Raw genomic sequence first — 16560 nt, 5'->3', positions numbered from 1 at the left:
AAGTTACATGTCGCGGAAGGGGTGTCGGCAATGACGCGGACGCTGAAGGAACCGGATCGCGAGAAGACCGCGGACCGCCTGCTGAAGTCGTCGGCTCCGGCGCCCGTGAGCATGCACTCGTCCTCGCGGCGTCCGGCGATCCCGCCGTCACGGCCCTGGCCTGCGCGCCCGGCAATGCCGGGACCGCCGCCGTCGCCGAACAGCTCGGTGTTGATGCCGCCGATCCCGAGGCCGTTGCCGGGCTCGCCAAGAGCTGGCAGGCCGACCTCGTCGTCGTCGGCCCTGAGGTGCCGCTCGTCGCCGGGGTGGCCGATGCCGTGCGGAAGGCCGGCGTCGCCTGCTTCGGCCCGTCGGCCGCCGCCGCGCGGATCGAAGGGTCGAAAGCCTTCGCGAAGGACGTCATGGCCGCCGCGAACGTGCCCACCGCGCGCAGCGAGGTCGTCGACAACCCCGCCCGGCTCGATGCCGCGCTCGCCCGGTTCGGCCCCACCTGGGTCGTCAAGGACGACGGCCTCGCCGCCGGCAAGGGTGTCGTCGTCACGCCGGACATCGACGTCGCGCGCAAGCACGCCATCATGCTGCTCGACGGCGGGCACCCCGTCCTCCTCGAATCCTTTTTGGACGGACCGGAAGCCTCGCTGTTCTGCTTCGTCGACGGCAACACCGTCGTCCCGCTGCTGCCCGCCCAGGACTTCAAGCGCGTCGGCGACGGCGACGCCGGCCCGAACACCGGCGGCATGGGTGCCTACGCGCCACTGCCCTGGGCGCCCGAGAACCTGGTCGACGAGCTGGTGGAGACCGTCGTCCAGCCGGTCGCCGACGAGCTGGTCAACCGCGGCGCGCCGTTCTCCGGCCTGCTCTACGCCGGCCTCGCGCTGACTTCCGACGGCCCGCAGGTCATCGAGTTCAACTGCCGCTTCGGCGACCCGGAGACGCAGGTCGTGCTGGCCCTGCTGCGCACCCCGATCGCCGGGCTGATGCACGCCACCGCCACCGGCAAGCTCGCCGAGCACCCGCCACTGGAGTGGTCCGGCGGCGCCGCGGTCACCGTCGTGATCGCCGCCGACGGCTACCCGGGCAAGCCGCACACCGGGGACGTCATCACCGGGGCCGAGCTGGAAGGCGTCCTGCACGCCGGCACCCGCCGCCGGGACGACGGCGCCGTCGTCTCCTCCGGCGGCCGCGTGCTCTCGGTCGTCGGCACCGGCAAGTCGCTCAAGGCGGCGCGCAAGCACGCCTACGAAACCGTCGAAAAGGTCCACCTCGCCGGCTCGCACCACCGCACGGACATCGCGCTGAAGGCGGCGAACGGCGAGATCAGCGCCCCGACGGCCAAACAGCGGGCCTGATTCCACGGATCGGGGGAACCGGCCGGGCCCACTCTTCGTCCAAACTCAGGCTGCCGCCACATCCACGTTGGTAGCCTCGACGGGAGCCGGCCGGTCACTGTCCGTATGACGTCAGGGGAGAGCATGTCAGGACCCTCGTACGACAGCGCTGTTCCGGGGCTTCGCCCCGGGCCGGGGGCTCCGCCACCCGGACCCCCGCAAGACTTCGGTTCGGCGGTCCCGGTGGCGCCGGCCGCCGCGGACGTCCTGGTCCACCCGGACAAGCTGCTCGACGTCGCCCGGATCGTCGAAGAACAGGCCAACGCCCTCGAAGACCAGCTGCTCACCCGGCTCGGCCAGCTGCGGATCGACGCGCCGTCCGCCGACGTGATCAGCACCCAGTCGGTCCAGGCCTGGAACACCCTGATCGCCGACGGCGACCGCTCCTACGCCGGCCAGGTGCGCGAGTACGTCGCCGGCCTCAAGCGCCTGGTCGAGCAGCTGCGCGAAGCCGCGAAGGACTACAAGGTCGGCGAAGAGGAGAAGGCGGCGGTGTTCGGTGACCGCGGCAAGCACGGTGCGTAACCGGATCGCCGGAGGCGTGCTCGCGACGGCGGCGCTCGCCGGCTGCTCCGCGGGCACCGAAGGCACCCCGTACCCGGTCGAAACGGCCGCCACGGCCGCGTCGCAGAGCGCCAAGGCCGCCCAGCTGCCGCAGCGGCCGGCGGACCTGTCGCTGCAGGGCGTCGAGCTGTGCGAACTCTTCCCGCAGGTCCAGCTCGACGCGCTGAAGATCAACAGCGTTCCCCGCAAGGCGCCGGAGGAGGACGGCCGGACCTGCGTGTTCGACGCCGACGGCGCCGAGCCGGTGCACTCCTACCACGTGCGAGCCGTGTCGGCGGACCTCGACCAGTGGATCACCGGCACCCGCAAGAAGAACAGCATGACCACCGAGCCGAAGACCATCGGTGGCTACCCGGCGCTGACGAACTACCGCGCGGCCGGCGACCCGGCCGACTGCGAGACGCTCGTCGGCGTCGCGAAGGGCCAGACGCTGGCCGTCCAGACCTTCGCCATCACCCGCGGCCGGCTCACGCAGCCGCAGCTGTGCGACATGTCGGCGCACGCCGCCGACCTGGCGCTGCAGTCCCTGAAAGCACGCAACTAGGGAGGGCGCGTGGAATTCTCCGAGCTCGCGGCCGGGATCCAGAACCACCGGTTCGACGGCTGGACCAACACCGCGATCGCCGACCAGATCACCCGGATGATCAACGGCGACGGCACCGGCAGCATCGGCACCGCCGTCGACGCTCTGAAGGCCGTCGCGACCGCCCTCGCCCACACCGACCAGACGTTGCGCGCGCAGCTGCTCGAACTCGGCGTCGAATGGCAGAGCCAGGCCGGCGGCGCGGCGAGCCAGGTCTTCACCGAGAAGGCCGGCTTCTCCCAGGACGCCACCACGAAGGTCGCGCACGCCGCGGAAATGGTGTTCGAGCAGGGCGAAGCCTTCAACCGGACCAAGTACAAGCTGCCGGACGCCGAGACGGTCCGGAAGGGCGCGGGCGGCTTCACCCTCACCGACAGCCTGGTCAGCCTCATCGGCTTCGAGACCGACCACGCCAAGCAGGTCGAGGCCGCGAACGACGCCAAGGCCCAGGCCCAGCAGGCGCTGAACGAGTACGCCCAGCAGAGCGGCACGAACCTGCTCTCGACGCAGGCGCTGTCCGACCCGGAGTCGCTCAAGCTGGCCGCCCCGGGCATCACGCCGGGAGTGCTGGACGTCGCCGGCGCCGCGGTCGCGGTGACGCCGGACGGCGGCGTGAAGCCGGCTTCGGACAAGGTCCGGTCGGTGCACGTCGACCCGCCGGTGGTGCAGCCGGTGTCGCACACCGTGCACGCCGACCCGCCGACCCCGGTCTACGGCGTCGCGGCCCAGCAGCCGTCCCGGCCCGCGCCGCAGCAGCCGCCGCGCCAGACCGGCTCGACCGGGTCGGCGGGCGCGGCCGGCGCCCCGCCCGTCCAGCACACGACGCCGAGTTCGACGACGCCCTCGGGCGCGAAGCCGCCGACGGCCGCGCCCGGCCCCGGCTGGGTCCAGACCCCGGGCCGCGGCACGGCCGGCGACCCGTCCGGCCGCTTCACACCCGGACCGGGCACCGGGGGCCAGGCCGACCCGTTCTGCCCGCCCGGTGCGCCCGGCGCGCAGCCGCCCGGCTCGAGCCCCGCGACGGCGCCGATCAAGTCACTCGGCGGCGGTGGCGGCGGGACGCCCGGTGGCGCCACCGGCATCGACAGCTCCACCGGCCGCGGCCCGGACGGCCTGCTGGCCAAGGGCCGCACGGTCGGCGCCATGCCGCAGGCCCCGCTGCAACCGGGCCAGTACACCGGTGAACGCGGCTTCGTCGGCAAGCCCGGCGCGACCCCCGGCGACATCGGCGCCGGCGCGGCGGCGATCGGCGCGGGCGTGGCCGGCGGCGCGCTGAGCGGCGACAAGGAGCGTCAGCCGCGCGACAAGAGCCAGCCGAAGGGCCCGGTTCGGCCGCTGCCGGTCGGCGAGCTGCCCGAAGAAGAGGCCGTCGCGCTGCGGAAGTCCGAGCAGATCAGCCCGAAGCAGAAGCCCGGCGAGGCGAAGTTCCTGTCCGAGGCGGCCCCGCAGGAGGAGGACGCCGAGCACGTCCGCCGCTACGGCGTCGACGACCAGGACCTGTTCGCCGACCAGCGGATGGTGTCCCGTGACGTGCTCGGCGACCACGGCGGGGACGGGCGCTGACCGTGTCGCTCGTCCTGTCGGCCCTCGAGTTCGACGTGCTCTGGGAATCCTTCGACCTGCCCCGGCGGCACGTCGCGCTGGACGTGCCGAGCGACGGAACCACCGTGACCGAGCGGCGCGAGCTGGTCGACTCGGCGTGGGTTTCGCTGAGCGAGCGGCGGCTGGCCCGCAACCGGCGGGTGTCCGGCGAGCTGGCCGACCTGCTGCACCTGCTGGCGCGCCCGCAGCTCGGGATCGACGTCTGGGTGTGGGCGGAACGCGAGATCCGCGGCCGCGCGGTCAGCCTGCGCGGCCAGGCGGTGCTGGCGGTGGTGGACCACGGCGAGGTCTGGCTGATCCCGGCGACCGAGGACGGCCTCGCGGAGGCGGCGGTCTCGGTGGCGGGCGACCTGGGCCCGGGCATCGGCCAGACGGTCAGCCTGCCCTACGACGTCGTGAAGTCCGCCGACGCGGCGGCGAAAGGTGACGCGAAGGCGCTGGTCACGGCCCTGGAGGACCGCGGGATACCGCTGTTCCAGGCCCAGGAGCTCTCGGGCATGCTGCTCGGGCAGGAGGCCCGCGGCCAGTTCGGCGCGGAACGCACCTCGCGCGACGGCGTGGTGCACCGGGCGGGCCGGGTGGTGGCGTTCTTCGACACCGACGCGGGCCGCTACCTGTTCCAGGTGGGCCGCGACGGCGACGGCCGCGAGTGGGCCACCGTCACCCCGGCGGACAACGCCCTGCTCGCCACGCGGATCCGCGAACTGGTGGCGGAAGCCTGATCCCCGCTGGGTGGAAGTTGGCGGAGAGCCGTACCCGCGTCCCGGGCGAAGTCATAAAGTAAGCGCGGGAACCGTCCTGGTCGGGACGACGTCCGATCGGGCGGAGACAAGTTTCCGAAGGGGATGACGAACCGTGCCTGTCTACGACCCGGACTCGATGGCCATCGCGGCCAGTCAGGTGGAGAAGCTGAAGGACGAGTTCGAAAAGTCCAAGCAGAAGGTCACCGGCCTGGACCACGAGAAGGAAAGCCCCTTCGGCGGAATGGACGAAACGGGCGACGCGCACGGCGCGGTCGGCAAGTTCAAGGACGGCGTGCACAACCAGTTCGACGCCGCGGGCAAGCACATGGAGGCGCTGGGGTTCGCCATGCGCAAGGCCGCGGGCCTGATCGCCGAAACCGACCAGGTCGGCGCGAGCGACCTCAAACTGCACGTCGACAAGTGATTCTGGGGGCACCACAGTGGGTTTGAACGGGGGCGGCGCCGGAACGCCGGACAACTGGGACGCCTTCATGAAGAAGGTCGACCAGGTCGAAAAGGTCGATTTGGGAAAGATCACCGCGGCGGCCACGCAGTTCCGCGAGGCCGGGAAGAACGCCGGTGACCACAACGCTTCCCTGAAGAATTCGACCGACGCGCTCAACGGCAGCGTGTGGGCCGGCCCAGCGGCGGACCAGTTCTTCCAGTACGTCCGCCAGGTTCGCGACGCCGGCACCAAGGTGCAGACCCACCTCGAGGACGTCGCCAAGGACCTCGACGACCTCGCGCGGACCCTCGACCAGATCAAGAAGAACGTCGGGGACAAACAGCTCGCCGCGGAAAAGGCCGTCAACGAGCGCAACGCCAAGGCCGAAACCGACATCAACAACGCCTTGGCCGCGGCGAAGAAGGCCCACGACGAAGGCAAGCCGGGGCCCAGCCCCAGCGCCGACCAGATCCTGGCCACCGCGAAAACGGACATCCACACCATCACGGCCGGCTTCGACGGCGACGTCACCGGCCTGCAGACCCAGGCCGACACGGCGATCAAGGCGTCGCAGAAACTGATGTCCCAGCAGATCGAGGGCGGCTACGACCAGGTCCCCCTGCCGAGCAGCTCGGCAGCGGCCCCCAAGAGCACGGGCGGCATCCACAGCAACGGCTCCTCCCACGGCGGCGGAGGCGGCGGCGGTGGGGGTGGCGGAGGCGGCGGTGGCGGCCTCGGCCCGAGCGGCGGCCCGCCTTCTTCGCCGCCGCCGGGGAACGTCCAGCAGTGGATCCAGGAAGCCATGAAGGCACTGCAGGCCGCGGGCATTCCGGTGACGGACGCGGACATCCCGAAGATCTGGGCGATCATCCAGCACGAATCCGGCGGAAATCCCAACGCCATCAACAACTGGGACTGCGTGCCGCTGGACACGCAGATCGTGACCAGGCGCGGGCTGCTGAAGCACGACGCGGTCGAAGCCGGCGACGAGACGATCGGCTACAACCCGGCCACCGGGCGCAGCGAGTGGACGCGGATCACCCGGGTGGTCCACCACGAAGACGCCGAACTGGTCCGGATGGTCAACTCGCGGTGGCAGGCGACCACGACGCCCAACCACCGCTGGCTCAACCTCCCGAGGGTTGGTGTCAGCCGCACCGATCTGCCAGTGGTCTGCCCGGAATGCGGGTGGGAGCCGCGGACGGCGCGGCAGCCGGCCAACGGCGTCGCGGTGCACCGGCGCAAGAAGCACGGGTTCGTTTCACCGAGGCAGCAGCACCGCTACGCGACCGAGGCCGGTTTCGTCACCACCGAGGACGTCCGGTCACGCGATCGGATCCTTCTGGCGGCGCCCGCCGCCACGGAATCCTCGCTGGACATCAGTGTCTCCGAAGCGGCGATCCTCGGGTGGATCGCCGGCGACGGTCACGTCGAGTCCCGCCGGCACCGCCCGATCATGTCCATCGCGCAGTCGAAGCCCGAAATGGTCGCGAAGCTCCGCAAGCTCCTCGACGGCGTGCCGCACGCGCTGTACGTCGACGACCGCGGCGGGTGCGGGCCTCGGCACCAGTTCCGGCTGGACCACGACTACGCCGAGAACCTGATGGCGCGCGCCGGGCATCCCCGCGCCGACGCGGTCGCCCAGGTGCTGGCGATGTCCACGGAGCAGCGCGAGGCGTGGCTCGAGGCCATCACCGACGCCGAAGGCACCCGGTACCTGCGACCCGGGTACTCGCGGCCGCAGGTCGTCATCTACCAGGCGGCCGGTACCGTCCTCGACGCGATCGCGCTGGCCGGTTACCTGTCCGGAGCCCGGCCCCGGGTACTCCCCGTGGCGCGGAAGAACCAGCCGGAGACCTGGCGTCCGGAATTCTCCGTGCACCTGAACAACCCGATCATCACCGGGGCCTTCCTGAAGAAGGAAGCCGCCGGGCGGGGTGACGTCTGGTGCGTGACCACGGAGCTGGGCACCTGGACGGCCCAGGAAGGTGACCACCTCTTCCTGACCGGCAATTCCAATGCCGCCGCGGGGCACCCGTCCAAGGGGCTCATGCAGTGCATCGACTCCACGTTCAACGCCCACAAGCTCCCCGGGCACGACAACATCTACAACCCGGTCGACAACATCATCGCCGGGGTCCGGTACTCCTTCGACCGGTACGGCAGCCTCGACAACGTGCCCGGCATCAAGGCCATGGCCCACGGTGGTGCCTACCGCGGCTACTAGCCTGGCCCCATGGCCGACCTCGGAGCTTTCGCCGGGCCCGCGCTGCGGGCCGGCGTGCCGCCCTTCCACGTCATGGACGTCCTCTCCGCGGCCGGGGCGCGGCAGCGCAGCCACGGCGATCTCGTGTCGCTCGCGGCCGGGCAGCCGTCCGCTCCGGCGCCGAAGGCCGTGCTCGAGGCCGCCCAGGAAGCGCTGCAGAAAAGCACGCTGGGCTACACCGAACAGCTCGGCATCCCCGAGCTGCGCGAGGCCGTCGCCGGGCACTACCGGACGCGGTACGACGTCGACGTCCAAGCGCACGACGTCGTTCTGACCACCGGGTCGTCCGGGGGGTTCCTGCTCGCCTTCCTCAGCGCCTTCGACCCCGGCGCGAAGGTCGCCATGGCCCGGCCCGGCTACCCCGCCTACCGGAACCTGCTGTCCGTCCTCGGCTGCGAGGTCGTCGAGTTCGCCACCACCGCCGAGACGAACTTCCAGCCCACCGTCGAACTGCTCGACGAGCTCGGGCCGATCGACGGCCTGATCGTCGCCAGCCCCAGCAATCCCACCGGGACCGTGCTGCCGCCCGGGGAGCTCGCCGCGATCACCGGCTGGTGCTCGTCGCACGGCGTCCAGCTGATCAGCGACGAGATCTACCACGGCATCTCCTACGGCGCCGAGCTCGACTGCGCGTGGCAGTACGGCCGCGAGCCGGTCGTGCTCGGCAGCTTCTCGAAGTACTTCGCGATGACCGGCTGGCGGCTCGGCTGGATGCTCGCCCCGCAGCGCCTCCACCGCGCGATCGACGTCCTGACCGGCAACTTCACCATCTGCCCGCCCGCCGTCTCGCAGTACGCGGCCCTCGCCGCCTTCACGCCCGAGGCGTACGCGGAGGCCGACGCGCACGTCGAGCGGTACCGCGCCAACCGCGATCAGCTCTTCGCCGGCCTGCAGCGAATCGGCCTCGGCAAGCTCGCCCCGGCTGACGGTGCCTTCTACGCGTACGCCGACGTCAGCGCGTACACGCACGACAGCCTGAGCTGGTGCCAGCGGCTGCTCGCCGAAACCGGGCTCGCCATCACCCCCGGCGTCGACTTCGACCCGGTCGACGGCGGCAAGTACGTCCGGTTCTCCTTCGCCGGCAGCGCCGAGGACATCGACGAAGGGGTCCGGCGCCTGGGGGCCTGGCTGGCCAGGGGGAACCCTGAATAAACCCCGAACGTTGGCCATCCGAGGGGAGTTTCACCGCGCCAGGTGGCAGTGTGGAGGCATCGGGCCGGTGGGGCCACGGGGAGACATCGGAGGAACCATGTTCTGGAAGATCGTCGGCGGCCTGATCGTCGCCTGGGTGGCGTTCATGGTGCTGGGCGCCGTGATCGGCTTCGTGTTCAAGGCCGTCCTCTGGATCGCCATCATCGGCGGCATCGCCTTCCTCGGCGCCGCCGGCTACAAGGCGATCACCGGCGGCAAGAAGGACCCGCGGCGCATCAACCGCTACTAGGGGACCCGCGCCACGCCGGCCAGCGCCGTCCAGTTGACCGGCGTCAGCTGCGCCAGGCGCGGCCCGTCCGGCCACCACTGGTGCGGCGCGGTCAGCCCGGGCTCGAGCAGGTCGAGGCCGTCGAAGAACGACGTGATCTCGGCCCGCGTGCGGTAGAGCGTGTCGAGCCCGATGCGGGCGAAGCGGTCCTGCAGGGAAGTCGCGACGGCGGCCGCGTCGGAGCCGTCGGCCGGGTTGTGCTGGTGCAGCAGGAGCAGGTACGAGCCCGGCGCCAGCGCGCCGACGTAGGACTTGACCACCTGCTGCGCCTGGTGGAGGTCGGCGATGTGGTCGACGACCCCGCACAGCACGAGCCCGGCGGGCCGGTCGAAGTCGATGAACCGCTCGACCCCGGCGAGCGTCTCGCCGGGGTTCAGCGGATCGGTGCCGCAGATGTGCGTGAAGTCGTTGTCGACGAGCAGCGCCCGGCCGTGCGCCTCCACCACCGGGTCGTCGCCGACGTAGACGACGTGCGCTTCCGGGTTGTACTTCTGCGCCACCTGGTGGGTGTTCTCCGCCGTCGGGAACCCCGACGCGAGGTCGAGGAACTGGTCGACGTCCAGCCGCTCGGTCAGGTAGCGGACGGCGCGCACCAGCCACTGCCGCGCTTCCCGGGCCATCGCCGGGGCTTCCGGCGCGATCGCCGTCAGCTGCCGCAGGACGGCGCGATCGGGCTCGTAGTGGTTCTGCCCGCCCAGCAGTGCGTCGGTGACGCGAGCGATGCTCGGCCGTTCGAAGTCGACGTGGGCCGATGGTCGTTCGCTCGTCGCCATGCGCACCTACCGGGGAGTGTGGGGACGCTCAGCCTAGGACATGGGGATCACGGCGGGTAGGCGGCCGTGCGGTGCGCGTGAGCCCTCAGTCCAGCCACGCGCGGGCCGCGTCGGCGCCGTTCCAGACGTGGGCCCGGAGCCCGACCGCCCGCGCTCCCTCCACATTGGACTCGCGGTCGTCGAAGAACAGGCAGTCGGCCGGCTCGGCGCCGAGCTCGTCGAGCAGGAGGCGAAAGATCTTCGCGTCCGGCTTGACGCACCGGACGTCGCCGGAGAACAGCGTCACGCGAAACAGCCTCGCCCAGTCCTGCGCACGGACCCACTCGCCGAACGCGATCGGCGCGTTCGAGAGCAGCGCCAGGTTCGCGCCGGCTTCGGAGAGCGCTTCGAGCAGGGCCTTCGACGAAGGTTCCAGGTGCCCCCAGCCCTCGACGTCGATGCGGGTCAACTCGGCCGACAGTGCCTCGTCGACCGGCGCACCCACGGCGTCGCCGACCGCCTGCCAGTACTCGAGCGGGGTCCTGCCGGCGTCGTAGGGCAGCCGGTACTCCCAGTACGCCTCCAGGAACTGCGGCAGCGGCGCGCCCATCGCCGCGGCCAGGTCGGGCAGGGCGGCGCTCGGCTTGCTGAGCACGTCGCCGTAGTCGAACACGATCCAGTTCATGCGGTCCCCCGGGACTTCGTCACGCGCCGGTCTTGATCCGGCGCAGGGCTTCTTCGACGTCGGTCGCGCTCAGGTCCCGGTGGGTGACGAACCGGACCTTTCCCGCCATCGGCACCGCGCGGATGCCGAGCGTGTCGAGCCAGGCCAGCGCGGTCGGGATGTCGGGGACTTCGGCGAGCACGATGTTGGTGTCGGGTGTGTTGGCCGGCCAGCCGTGTTCGCGCAGGCCTTCGGCGAGCCGCCGAGCGTTCTCGTGCGACTCGGCCAGCTCGGGGATGCGGTCCAGCGCGACCAGGCAGGCCGCCGCCAGGATGCCGCCCTGCCGGACGCCGCCGCCGAGCATCTGCCGCATCCGGCGGGCCCGCTCGACGAACGCCGTACTGCCCGCGATGACCGAGCCGACCGGCGCGCCGAGGCCCTTGCTGAAGCAGGCCGACACGGTGTCGACGCCGACGGTCAGCGCGGCGGGCGGCACTTCGAGCGCGACCGCCGCCTGCCAGAGCCGGGCGCCGTCGAGGTGCACGGTCAGGCCCGCTTCCTTGGCAACCGAGAGCAGCTGGGCGTGCTCGTCGGGCGGCGTCACCGCGCCGCCGGCCGCGTTGTGGGTGTTCTCGAGGCAGAGCAGCGATGTCCGTAATGTGAAGTACGGCCCGGGTTGTCCGATCGCGGCCGCGAGGGCGTCGGGAGACGGGCGGCCCGGGCCGCCGTCGTGCTCGAGGATGTCCGGCATGCCGCCGGCCAGCCACGCCGCCGAGCCCAGCTCGTTCACCAGCACGTGCGCGCCGCGGGTGGCGAGGAACCGGTCGCCGCGCTGCAGGTGCAGGCTCAGCGCGATCAGGTTGGCCATGGTCCCGCTCGGCACCCAGAGCGCCGCTTGCATGCCGAGGACGTGTGCCGCCCGCTCCTCCAGGACCGCGACCGTGGGATCGCGCTCGAGGACGTTGTCCCCGACCTCGGCGGAGGCCATCGCCGCCCGCATCGTGTCATCCGGCCGGGTGACGGTGTCGGAGCGGAAGTCCAGGACGGGCGGGTCGAAGGTCACGTTGCGATCACATCACACCCACGTCGCGGGGATCAATCAGCCCTTGAGTGGTCGAACCCGCTCCGTCCGTGCAACCGTGGACGCCCCTGATTCCGTCCTCCCGGGCGAACGACAACAGAGCGGAGCACGACTGCGCGTGGACCAGCGCGACGAGCAGGAGTTCGCGGAGTACTTCGCCGCCAGGCGGGACGCCGTGCGCCGGACCGCGTACATGCTCTGCGGCGACTGGCACCGGGCGGACGACCTCGCGCAGACGGCGTTCGTGGCACTGCACCGGAGGTGGAAGAAGATCAGGGATCGCGCGGCGACCGACGCGTACGTCCGCAAGACGCTCGTCCGGGCGTCGATCGACGAATCGCGACGGCCGTGGCGGCGCGAGTGGCAGACCGAGACGCTGCCGGAGCCGCCGGACGACACGCCCGGTCTCGACGACCTCGTCGCGACCAGGGAGGACCTGCTCGCGGCGCTGAAGGAAGTGCCGCCCAAGCAGCGGGCGGTGCTGGTCATGCGGTTCTTCGAAGGACTCGACGTGACCGGCGCGGCGCAGGCGCTGGGCTGCAGCGAAGGCAACGTGAAGAGCCAGACCGCCCGCGGGCTGGCGAACCTGAGGCAGGTCCTCGAACGGGAGGTGGAGACCAATGGATGAGCAGGAACTGCGCTCGTTGTTCTCCGCCGCGCCGCCGGACGCGCCGTCGCCGACGTTCAGCCGCGACGACGTCGTCCGCGAATCCCGCCGCCAGACCCTGCGCCGCCGGAACCGGATCACTGCCGGCGTGAGCGCCGCCGCGCTGGTCGTCGTCGGCTTCGGCGCGTACGGAGTGCTCTCCGGGGGTACCCCCGAGGCGCTGATCGCGACGGACAACGCCGCTCCCGCGCATTCCGGGCCGGGCGTCGCGCAACCCGGAGACGGCTCGATGCGTCCTGAAGTCGGCGGGGAGTCACCGAACTTCTCGTCCCAGCCACCTCAGCAGGGGGGTGCCGGGGACGGGAAGACCGGCCAACTGGCCGAAGGCGCCTCCGGGTGCGAACAGGTGGACGGGGAGCTCGCCACTGCCCTCGCTGGCGAGCTCCCCGGCCACGTCTCCGCCACCCGGGCCGTCCCGGGCGGCGCCTGTTCGACGGTGGCGCGGTCCGCCGGGTTCCCGGTCCCGGGCGGCGAAGTCGCCGCGGCGGTGTACCCGAAGGGCATCCCGGAGGTCTTCAAGTCCCAGCCGGCCGGCACGGTCACCGCGCGGGTGGGCACCGCGTCCGGCGGGGTGCTGGTGCTGGTCAGCGTGCCGTCCGCGGGAGCGGCGGCGCCGTACGCGGGCCAGGTGGACGGGTTCGCCCGCGATCTCGCGCCCCGGTTCTGAGCCCGGGGCCGCCCGGTTGGCAGAATGACCGGCCATGACCGCTGCGACCACCCCCAAAGGGGAGCGACGGCGCGCCGCGCTCGTCGAGGCCGCCGCGAAACTGCTCGTCGAGGGCGGGTTCGACGCGGTGCGGCACCGGGCGGTGGCCGAGCGGGCGGGCCTGCCGCTCGCGTCGACGACGTACTACTTCGACTCGCTGGAAGACCTGGTCACGGCGGCCGTCGAGCACCACTCGAACGCCGAGCTGGCGACCGGCCGCCGCCGGCTGGAGGAGCTCGCGACCCGCAACCGCGGCGTGCAGGCGACCGTCGACCTGGTGCTGGACCTGCTGCTCGGCCCGGAGAGCGGCGACCAGGCGGCCGACGCCGAAGCCGTACTCCTGCGCTACGAGCGGCTGGTCGCGACCGGCCGCCGCCCGTACCTGCGGCCGCTGATGCGGACGCTGTCGGCCCAGCTCAACGAGCTGCTGACGGAGATCTTCGCCCGCTCCGGCACCCCGGTCTCCGCGACCGAGCTGGAGCGGCTGGTCGCCCTGGTCGACGGCGCGGTCGTCAACGCCCTGGTCGAGGTCGACCCCGAGCCCCGCGCGGCCGCCGCCCGGATGCTCCAGGCCGCCCTCGCCGAATAGCGCAGCCCGCCGCACCCGGTCGTGAGTGGTAACGCGGGTCAGCACCCGCCTTGCCACTCACGAGCGCGTGCGCTGAGCCTTCGCCAGGTCGTCCTGGGCCTTGGTGACCAGCGCGAGCATCGCCTGCTCGGCCGCGGCCGGGTCGCCCGCGACGATCGCGTCGAACACCTTCCGGTGGTTCGGCACCGGGTCCTCCGCCGCCGGGGAGCCGTGCACGAGCTTGTCCCGCTCGGCCAGCCCGATCGCGATGATCCGTTCCATCCGCACCAGGAAGTTGTTGTGCGTGGCGGCCATCAGCCGCCGGTGGAAGGCGAGGTCGGCCTGGACGCTCGCTTCCGGGTCGTCGCCCGCGGCGGCCATGTCGGCGAGCGCGTCCCGCAGCGCTTCGAGGTCTTCCTCGGTGGCCCGCCCGGCGGCGATCCGGGCGGCGGCCGGCTCGACGACGGCCCGGACCTCGGTGAGCTCGTCGAGCAGCCCGGGATCGTCGGCGGCCGCGGTCTGCCAGCGCATGACGTCGGCGTCGAGCATGTTCCACTTCTCGCGCGGCTGCACGAAGGTGCCGCGCTTCTGCCGGGCGTCGATCATCCCCTTGGCGGCCAGCACTTTGAGCGCTTCGCGCAGCGCGGTGAGACTGATGTCGAGCTCTTCGCGCAGCGCGGGCAGGTCCAGGACGGTGCCTTCGCCCCACTCGTCGGAGAGGATCCGGCTGGCCAGTGCCTCCACGGTCTGGCCGTGCAACCCGCGGGGCCGGTGTTCGGTCAATGGAGGGCCCTCTCAGCCGGCAGGTGTTGACCGCATTATGGATGCCTGGTCAAGGCAGGGACACCGGCAGCACGAAGGTCGGTGACCCCGTCGGGTGGTACCGCAGTTCCGCTTCGCCGGACGCGGTCAGCGTGAACGCCGTGATCGCGTCCTCCGACTGCGCCGCCACGTAGCAAGTGCCGTCCACCAGCGCGAAGTGCCGCGGGTTCGCGCCGCAGGGCTGGTCGGCCACCGCGGCCGCGTCGTCCAGCGCGAACTCCGTCACGCAGTCCGGGCCGCGGTTCGACACGTACAGGCGCGAGTCGGCCAGTTCCAGGTGGGCCACCAGGTTGGGCTTGACCGACGACAGCGTCGACGGCGTCGAGGCCACCACCTCGAACGCGCCCGGTGCCTTCTCGCGGACCGTCACCAGCGTCCCGGCCAGCTCGCCGACGACGTACGCCAGGTCCGTGCCCGGCCGGCGCACCAGCTGACGCGGTCCCGTGCCCGGCGGCAGCGAGGACACCGCCAGCGGCTCGAGGGCGCCCGACGACGTCAGCGTGTAGCTGCGGATTTCGTCCGTCCCCAGGTCGACCGCGCTCACGATGGAACCGTCCGTGGACGGGACGGCCATGTGGACGTGCGCCGCTTCCTGGCGGTCGGTCACCGGTCCGCTGCCGCTGTGCCGGACCAGGGCCGTCCGGGCGATCAGCGCGCCGGAGGAGGACAGCGAGAACACCGCCACGCTGCCGCCGGTGTAGTTGGCGCACAACAGGAACCGGCCGTCGGGGGTCACCGCGAGGTGGCACGGGTGCGCACCGCCCGACTCGGCCGTGCCCAGCACCGACAGCTCACCGGACGGGGCGATGGCCAACGCCGTCACGCCGCCGTCCGCGGTCTCGTTGGCCGCGTACAGCACCGGCAACGACGGGTGGCGCACCAGCCACGACGGCGACTCCAGCGGCAGCGAAGCCACTTCGCGCAACGAGCCGGACGGCGACCGCGAGAGCGTCGTGATCCCGGTGCCGTTCCCCGCATCGCCGGTGTAGCACCCGACGAAGACCAGCTCAGCCATGCGCGCTCCTCAACAGCGTCTCGACCCGGGTGGCGACCTCCGCGGGGGCGCCGCGGGTCAGCGCCGAGCCGATCCCGCAGGCGACCGCGCCCGCCGAGAGCCAGCCTGGCACGTCTTCCGGCCCGATGCCGCCGGTGGGTACCAGCGGGGCCTGCGGCAGCGCCGCCCGCACGTCCGCCACCCACGACGGCCCGAGCGCCGACGCCGGGAACACCTTCACCGCGTCGGCGCCTTCCTCCAGGGCCCGCACGATTTCGGTCACCGAGCCGGCGCCCGGCAGGGCCGCCGCGCCGTACCGGTGCGCGGTCCGGATCACCGCGCTGTCCACCGACGGTGACACCAGGAACCGCGCCCCCGCGCGGATCGCCAGCACCGCGGACGTCTCGTCGAGCACCGTGCCGGCGCCGATCGTCGCGTCCGGGTAGGCGGCCGCGAGCCCGGAGATCGCGTCCAGCGCGCCGGGGTTCGTCAGCGGCAGTTCGATCGAGCGCAGCCCGGCGTCGAGGGCCGCGCGGGCGGCCGCCACCGCGGACTCCGCATCGTGCGTGCGCACGATTCCGACGACTCCCTGGCGCAGCGCGTCAGCCATGATCTCCCACCGGTATTTCATGAGCCGCAGTCTACCTTGTGAAATCTTAAATTAGGATTTATTCTTGCACTCCAACGGACGGAGGGACGATGCCGACAGCGGTGGTGACCGGAGCGGCGTCCGGGATCGGGGCGGCGACTGCGCGGAAGCTCATCGACGACGGCTACCGCGTGCTGGGGGTGGACGTCGCCGAGCTCCCCGACGGCGTCACGCCGATCCGGGGTTCGGTGAGCGAGGAAGCGACCTGGGCGGCCATCGGCGAGGTGGACGCGCTGGTCAGCAACGCCTACGTGCCCAGCACCGGGCCGCTGCACGAGATCGGCCGTGCCGAGTGGCAGCGCCAGCTCGACGTCAACCTCACCGGCTCCTTCCTCGCCGTGAAGGCGTGCCTGCCGTCGTTGCGGGCGCGGCGGGGCGCGATCGTGCTGGTCTCGTCGGTGCACGCGCACTTCGGCCTGCCGGGTCACCCGGCGTACGCGGCCAGCAAGGGCGCGCTCGTCGCGCTGGCCCGGCAGCTGGCCGTCGAGTACGCCCCCGAGGTGCGGGTCAACTCCGTGCTGCCGGGGCCGGTGCTCACCGAGGCCTGGGCCCGCATCCCGCCCGAAGACCGCGAACGCAGCGCGCG

18 protein-coding genes and 2 pseudogenes are annotated in these 16560 nt (G+C 72.1%); 14 read left to right on the top strand and 6 right to left on the bottom strand.

Annotated elements, in window-relative coordinates:
* The 10 genes and pseudogenes from purD to ACWDN5_RS41270 all read left to right on the top strand — a co-directional run.
* Nucleotides 1-1349: phosphoribosylamine--glycine ligase (purD, locus tag ACWDN5_RS41315; protein ID WP_449680109.1), on the top strand; the 1349-nt coding region annotated here is incomplete at its 5' end.
* 222 nt (nt 1350-1571) lie between these two features.
* A complete protein-coding gene (locus ACWDN5_RS41310) occupies nt 1572-1913 on the top strand; it encodes a hypothetical protein (protein WP_449680108.1) in 342 nt (113 codons plus the stop codon).
* 16 nt (nt 1914-1929) lie between these two features.
* Nucleotides 1930-2496 carry a DUF3558 domain-containing protein gene (locus ACWDN5_RS41305; protein ID WP_310969693.1) on the top strand — a complete coding sequence of 189 codons (567 nt, stop codon included), beginning with the start codon at nt 1930-1932 and terminating at the stop codon, nt 2494-2496.
* 9 nt (nt 2497-2505) lie between these two features.
* Nucleotides 2506-4098 (top strand): hypothetical protein, encoded by a 1593-nt coding sequence (locus ACWDN5_RS41300; protein ID WP_449680107.1) that lies wholly within the window; start codon nt 2506-2508, stop codon nt 4096-4098.
* Nucleotides 4099-4100: 2 nt separating this feature from the next.
* Complete coding sequence (locus ACWDN5_RS41295) at nt 4101-4859, top strand: ESX secretion-associated protein EspG (protein WP_449680106.1); 759 nt, start codon at nt 4101-4103, stop codon at nt 4857-4859.
* 133 nt (nt 4860-4992) lie between these two features.
* Nucleotides 4993-5304, top strand: coding sequence for a hypothetical protein (locus ACWDN5_RS41290; RefSeq protein ID WP_310969505.1), 312 nt, complete (start codon nt 4993-4995; stop codon nt 5302-5304).
* Nucleotides 5305-5320: 16 nt separating this feature from the next.
* Nucleotides 5321-6241: pseudogene (locus tag ACWDN5_RS41285) on the top strand (WXG100 family type VII secretion target); the annotation flags it as partial.
* A gap of 1095 nt (nt 6242-7336) precedes the next feature.
* Nucleotides 7337-7552: pseudogene (locus ACWDN5_RS41280) on the top strand (transglycosylase SLT domain-containing protein); the annotation flags it as partial.
* 9 nt (nt 7553-7561) lie between these two features.
* Nucleotides 7562-8743: a pyridoxal phosphate-dependent aminotransferase gene (locus ACWDN5_RS41275; RefSeq protein WP_449680105.1), complete on the top strand. Its 1182-nt coding sequence runs from the start codon at nt 7562-7564 to the stop codon at nt 8741-8743.
* Nucleotides 8744-8840: 97 nt separating this feature from the next.
* Nucleotides 8841-9032, top strand: a complete 192-nt coding sequence (locus ACWDN5_RS41270; protein WP_003096028.1) for a hypothetical protein — start codon at nt 8841-8843, stop codon at nt 9030-9032.
* Here ACWDN5_RS41270 and ACWDN5_RS41265 read toward each other — a convergent pair.
* The 3 genes from ACWDN5_RS41265 to ACWDN5_RS41255 form a co-directional block, all read right to left on the bottom strand.
* Nucleotides 9029-9844: an SAM-dependent methyltransferase gene (locus ACWDN5_RS41265; RefSeq protein ID WP_310969692.1), complete on the bottom strand. Its 816-nt coding sequence runs from the start codon at nt 9842-9844 to the stop codon at nt 9029-9031. The two genes, ACWDN5_RS41270 and ACWDN5_RS41265, sit on opposite strands and share 4 nt — an antisense overlap.
* A gap of 85 nt (nt 9845-9929) precedes the next feature.
* Complete coding sequence (locus ACWDN5_RS41260; RefSeq protein ID WP_449680104.1) at nt 9930-10508, bottom strand: HAD family hydrolase; 579 nt, start codon at nt 10506-10508, stop codon at nt 9930-9932.
* 19 nt (nt 10509-10527) lie between these two features.
* Entirely contained in the window at nt 10528-11550 is a 1023-nt protein-coding gene (locus ACWDN5_RS41255; RefSeq protein ID WP_310969502.1) for a threonine aldolase family protein, read from the bottom strand.
* Nucleotides 11551-11686: 136 nt separating this feature from the next.
* Between ACWDN5_RS41255 and ACWDN5_RS41250 the strand changes: the two genes are divergently transcribed.
* Genes ACWDN5_RS41250 through ACWDN5_RS41240 form a run of 3 tightly spaced genes read left to right on the top strand, consistent with a single transcriptional unit; the run spans nt 11687 to nt 13530 of the window.
* The gene (locus tag ACWDN5_RS41250; protein WP_310969501.1) at nt 11687-12196 is read left to right on the top strand and encodes a SigE family RNA polymerase sigma factor; all 510 of its coding nucleotides are present in this window, start codon (nt 11687-11689) and stop codon (nt 12194-12196) included.
* Nucleotides 12189-12902 carry a hypothetical protein gene (locus tag ACWDN5_RS41245; protein ID WP_449680103.1) on the top strand — a complete coding sequence of 238 codons (714 nt, stop codon included), beginning with the start codon at nt 12189-12191 and terminating at the stop codon, nt 12900-12902. The genes ACWDN5_RS41250 and ACWDN5_RS41245 overlap by 8 nt, the downstream gene beginning before the upstream one ends.
* A 34-nt stretch (nt 12903-12936) precedes the next feature.
* Nucleotides 12937-13530, top strand: coding sequence for a TetR/AcrR family transcriptional regulator (locus tag ACWDN5_RS41240; RefSeq protein WP_310969499.1), 594 nt, complete (start codon nt 12937-12939; stop codon nt 13528-13530).
* Between the two features lie 57 nt (nt 13531-13587).
* On the opposite strand, the gene ACWDN5_RS41235 is transcribed toward ACWDN5_RS41240, so the two are convergent.
* From ACWDN5_RS41235 to ACWDN5_RS41225, 3 genes are read right to left on the bottom strand one after another with little or no spacing between them, the layout of a single operon-like run.
* Complete coding sequence (locus ACWDN5_RS41235) at nt 13588-14292, bottom strand: FadR/GntR family transcriptional regulator (RefSeq protein ID WP_310969498.1); 705 nt, start codon at nt 14290-14292, stop codon at nt 13588-13590.
* A 49-nt stretch (nt 14293-14341) separates the two neighbouring features.
* The gene (locus ACWDN5_RS41230; protein WP_449680102.1) at nt 14342-15346 is read right to left on the bottom strand and encodes a lactonase family protein; all 1005 of its coding nucleotides are present in this window, start codon (nt 15344-15346) and stop codon (nt 14342-14344) included.
* The gene (locus ACWDN5_RS41225) at nt 15339-15956 is read right to left on the bottom strand and encodes a bifunctional 4-hydroxy-2-oxoglutarate aldolase/2-dehydro-3-deoxy-phosphogluconate aldolase (protein ID WP_449680101.1); all 618 of its coding nucleotides are present in this window, start codon (nt 15954-15956) and stop codon (nt 15339-15341) included. The genes ACWDN5_RS41230 and ACWDN5_RS41225 overlap by 8 nt, the downstream gene beginning before the upstream one ends.
* Nucleotides 15957-16024: 68 nt before the next feature.
* Between ACWDN5_RS41225 and ACWDN5_RS41220 the strand changes: the two genes are divergently transcribed.
* On the top strand, nt 16025-16560 hold a 536-nt coding region (locus tag ACWDN5_RS41220), incomplete at its 3' end, for an SDR family NAD(P)-dependent oxidoreductase (protein ID WP_449680100.1).

It is taken from the genome of Amycolatopsis sp. NPDC003731, assembly GCF_053586895.1.
This window is presented reverse-complemented; position numbering and strand designations above follow the sequence as displayed.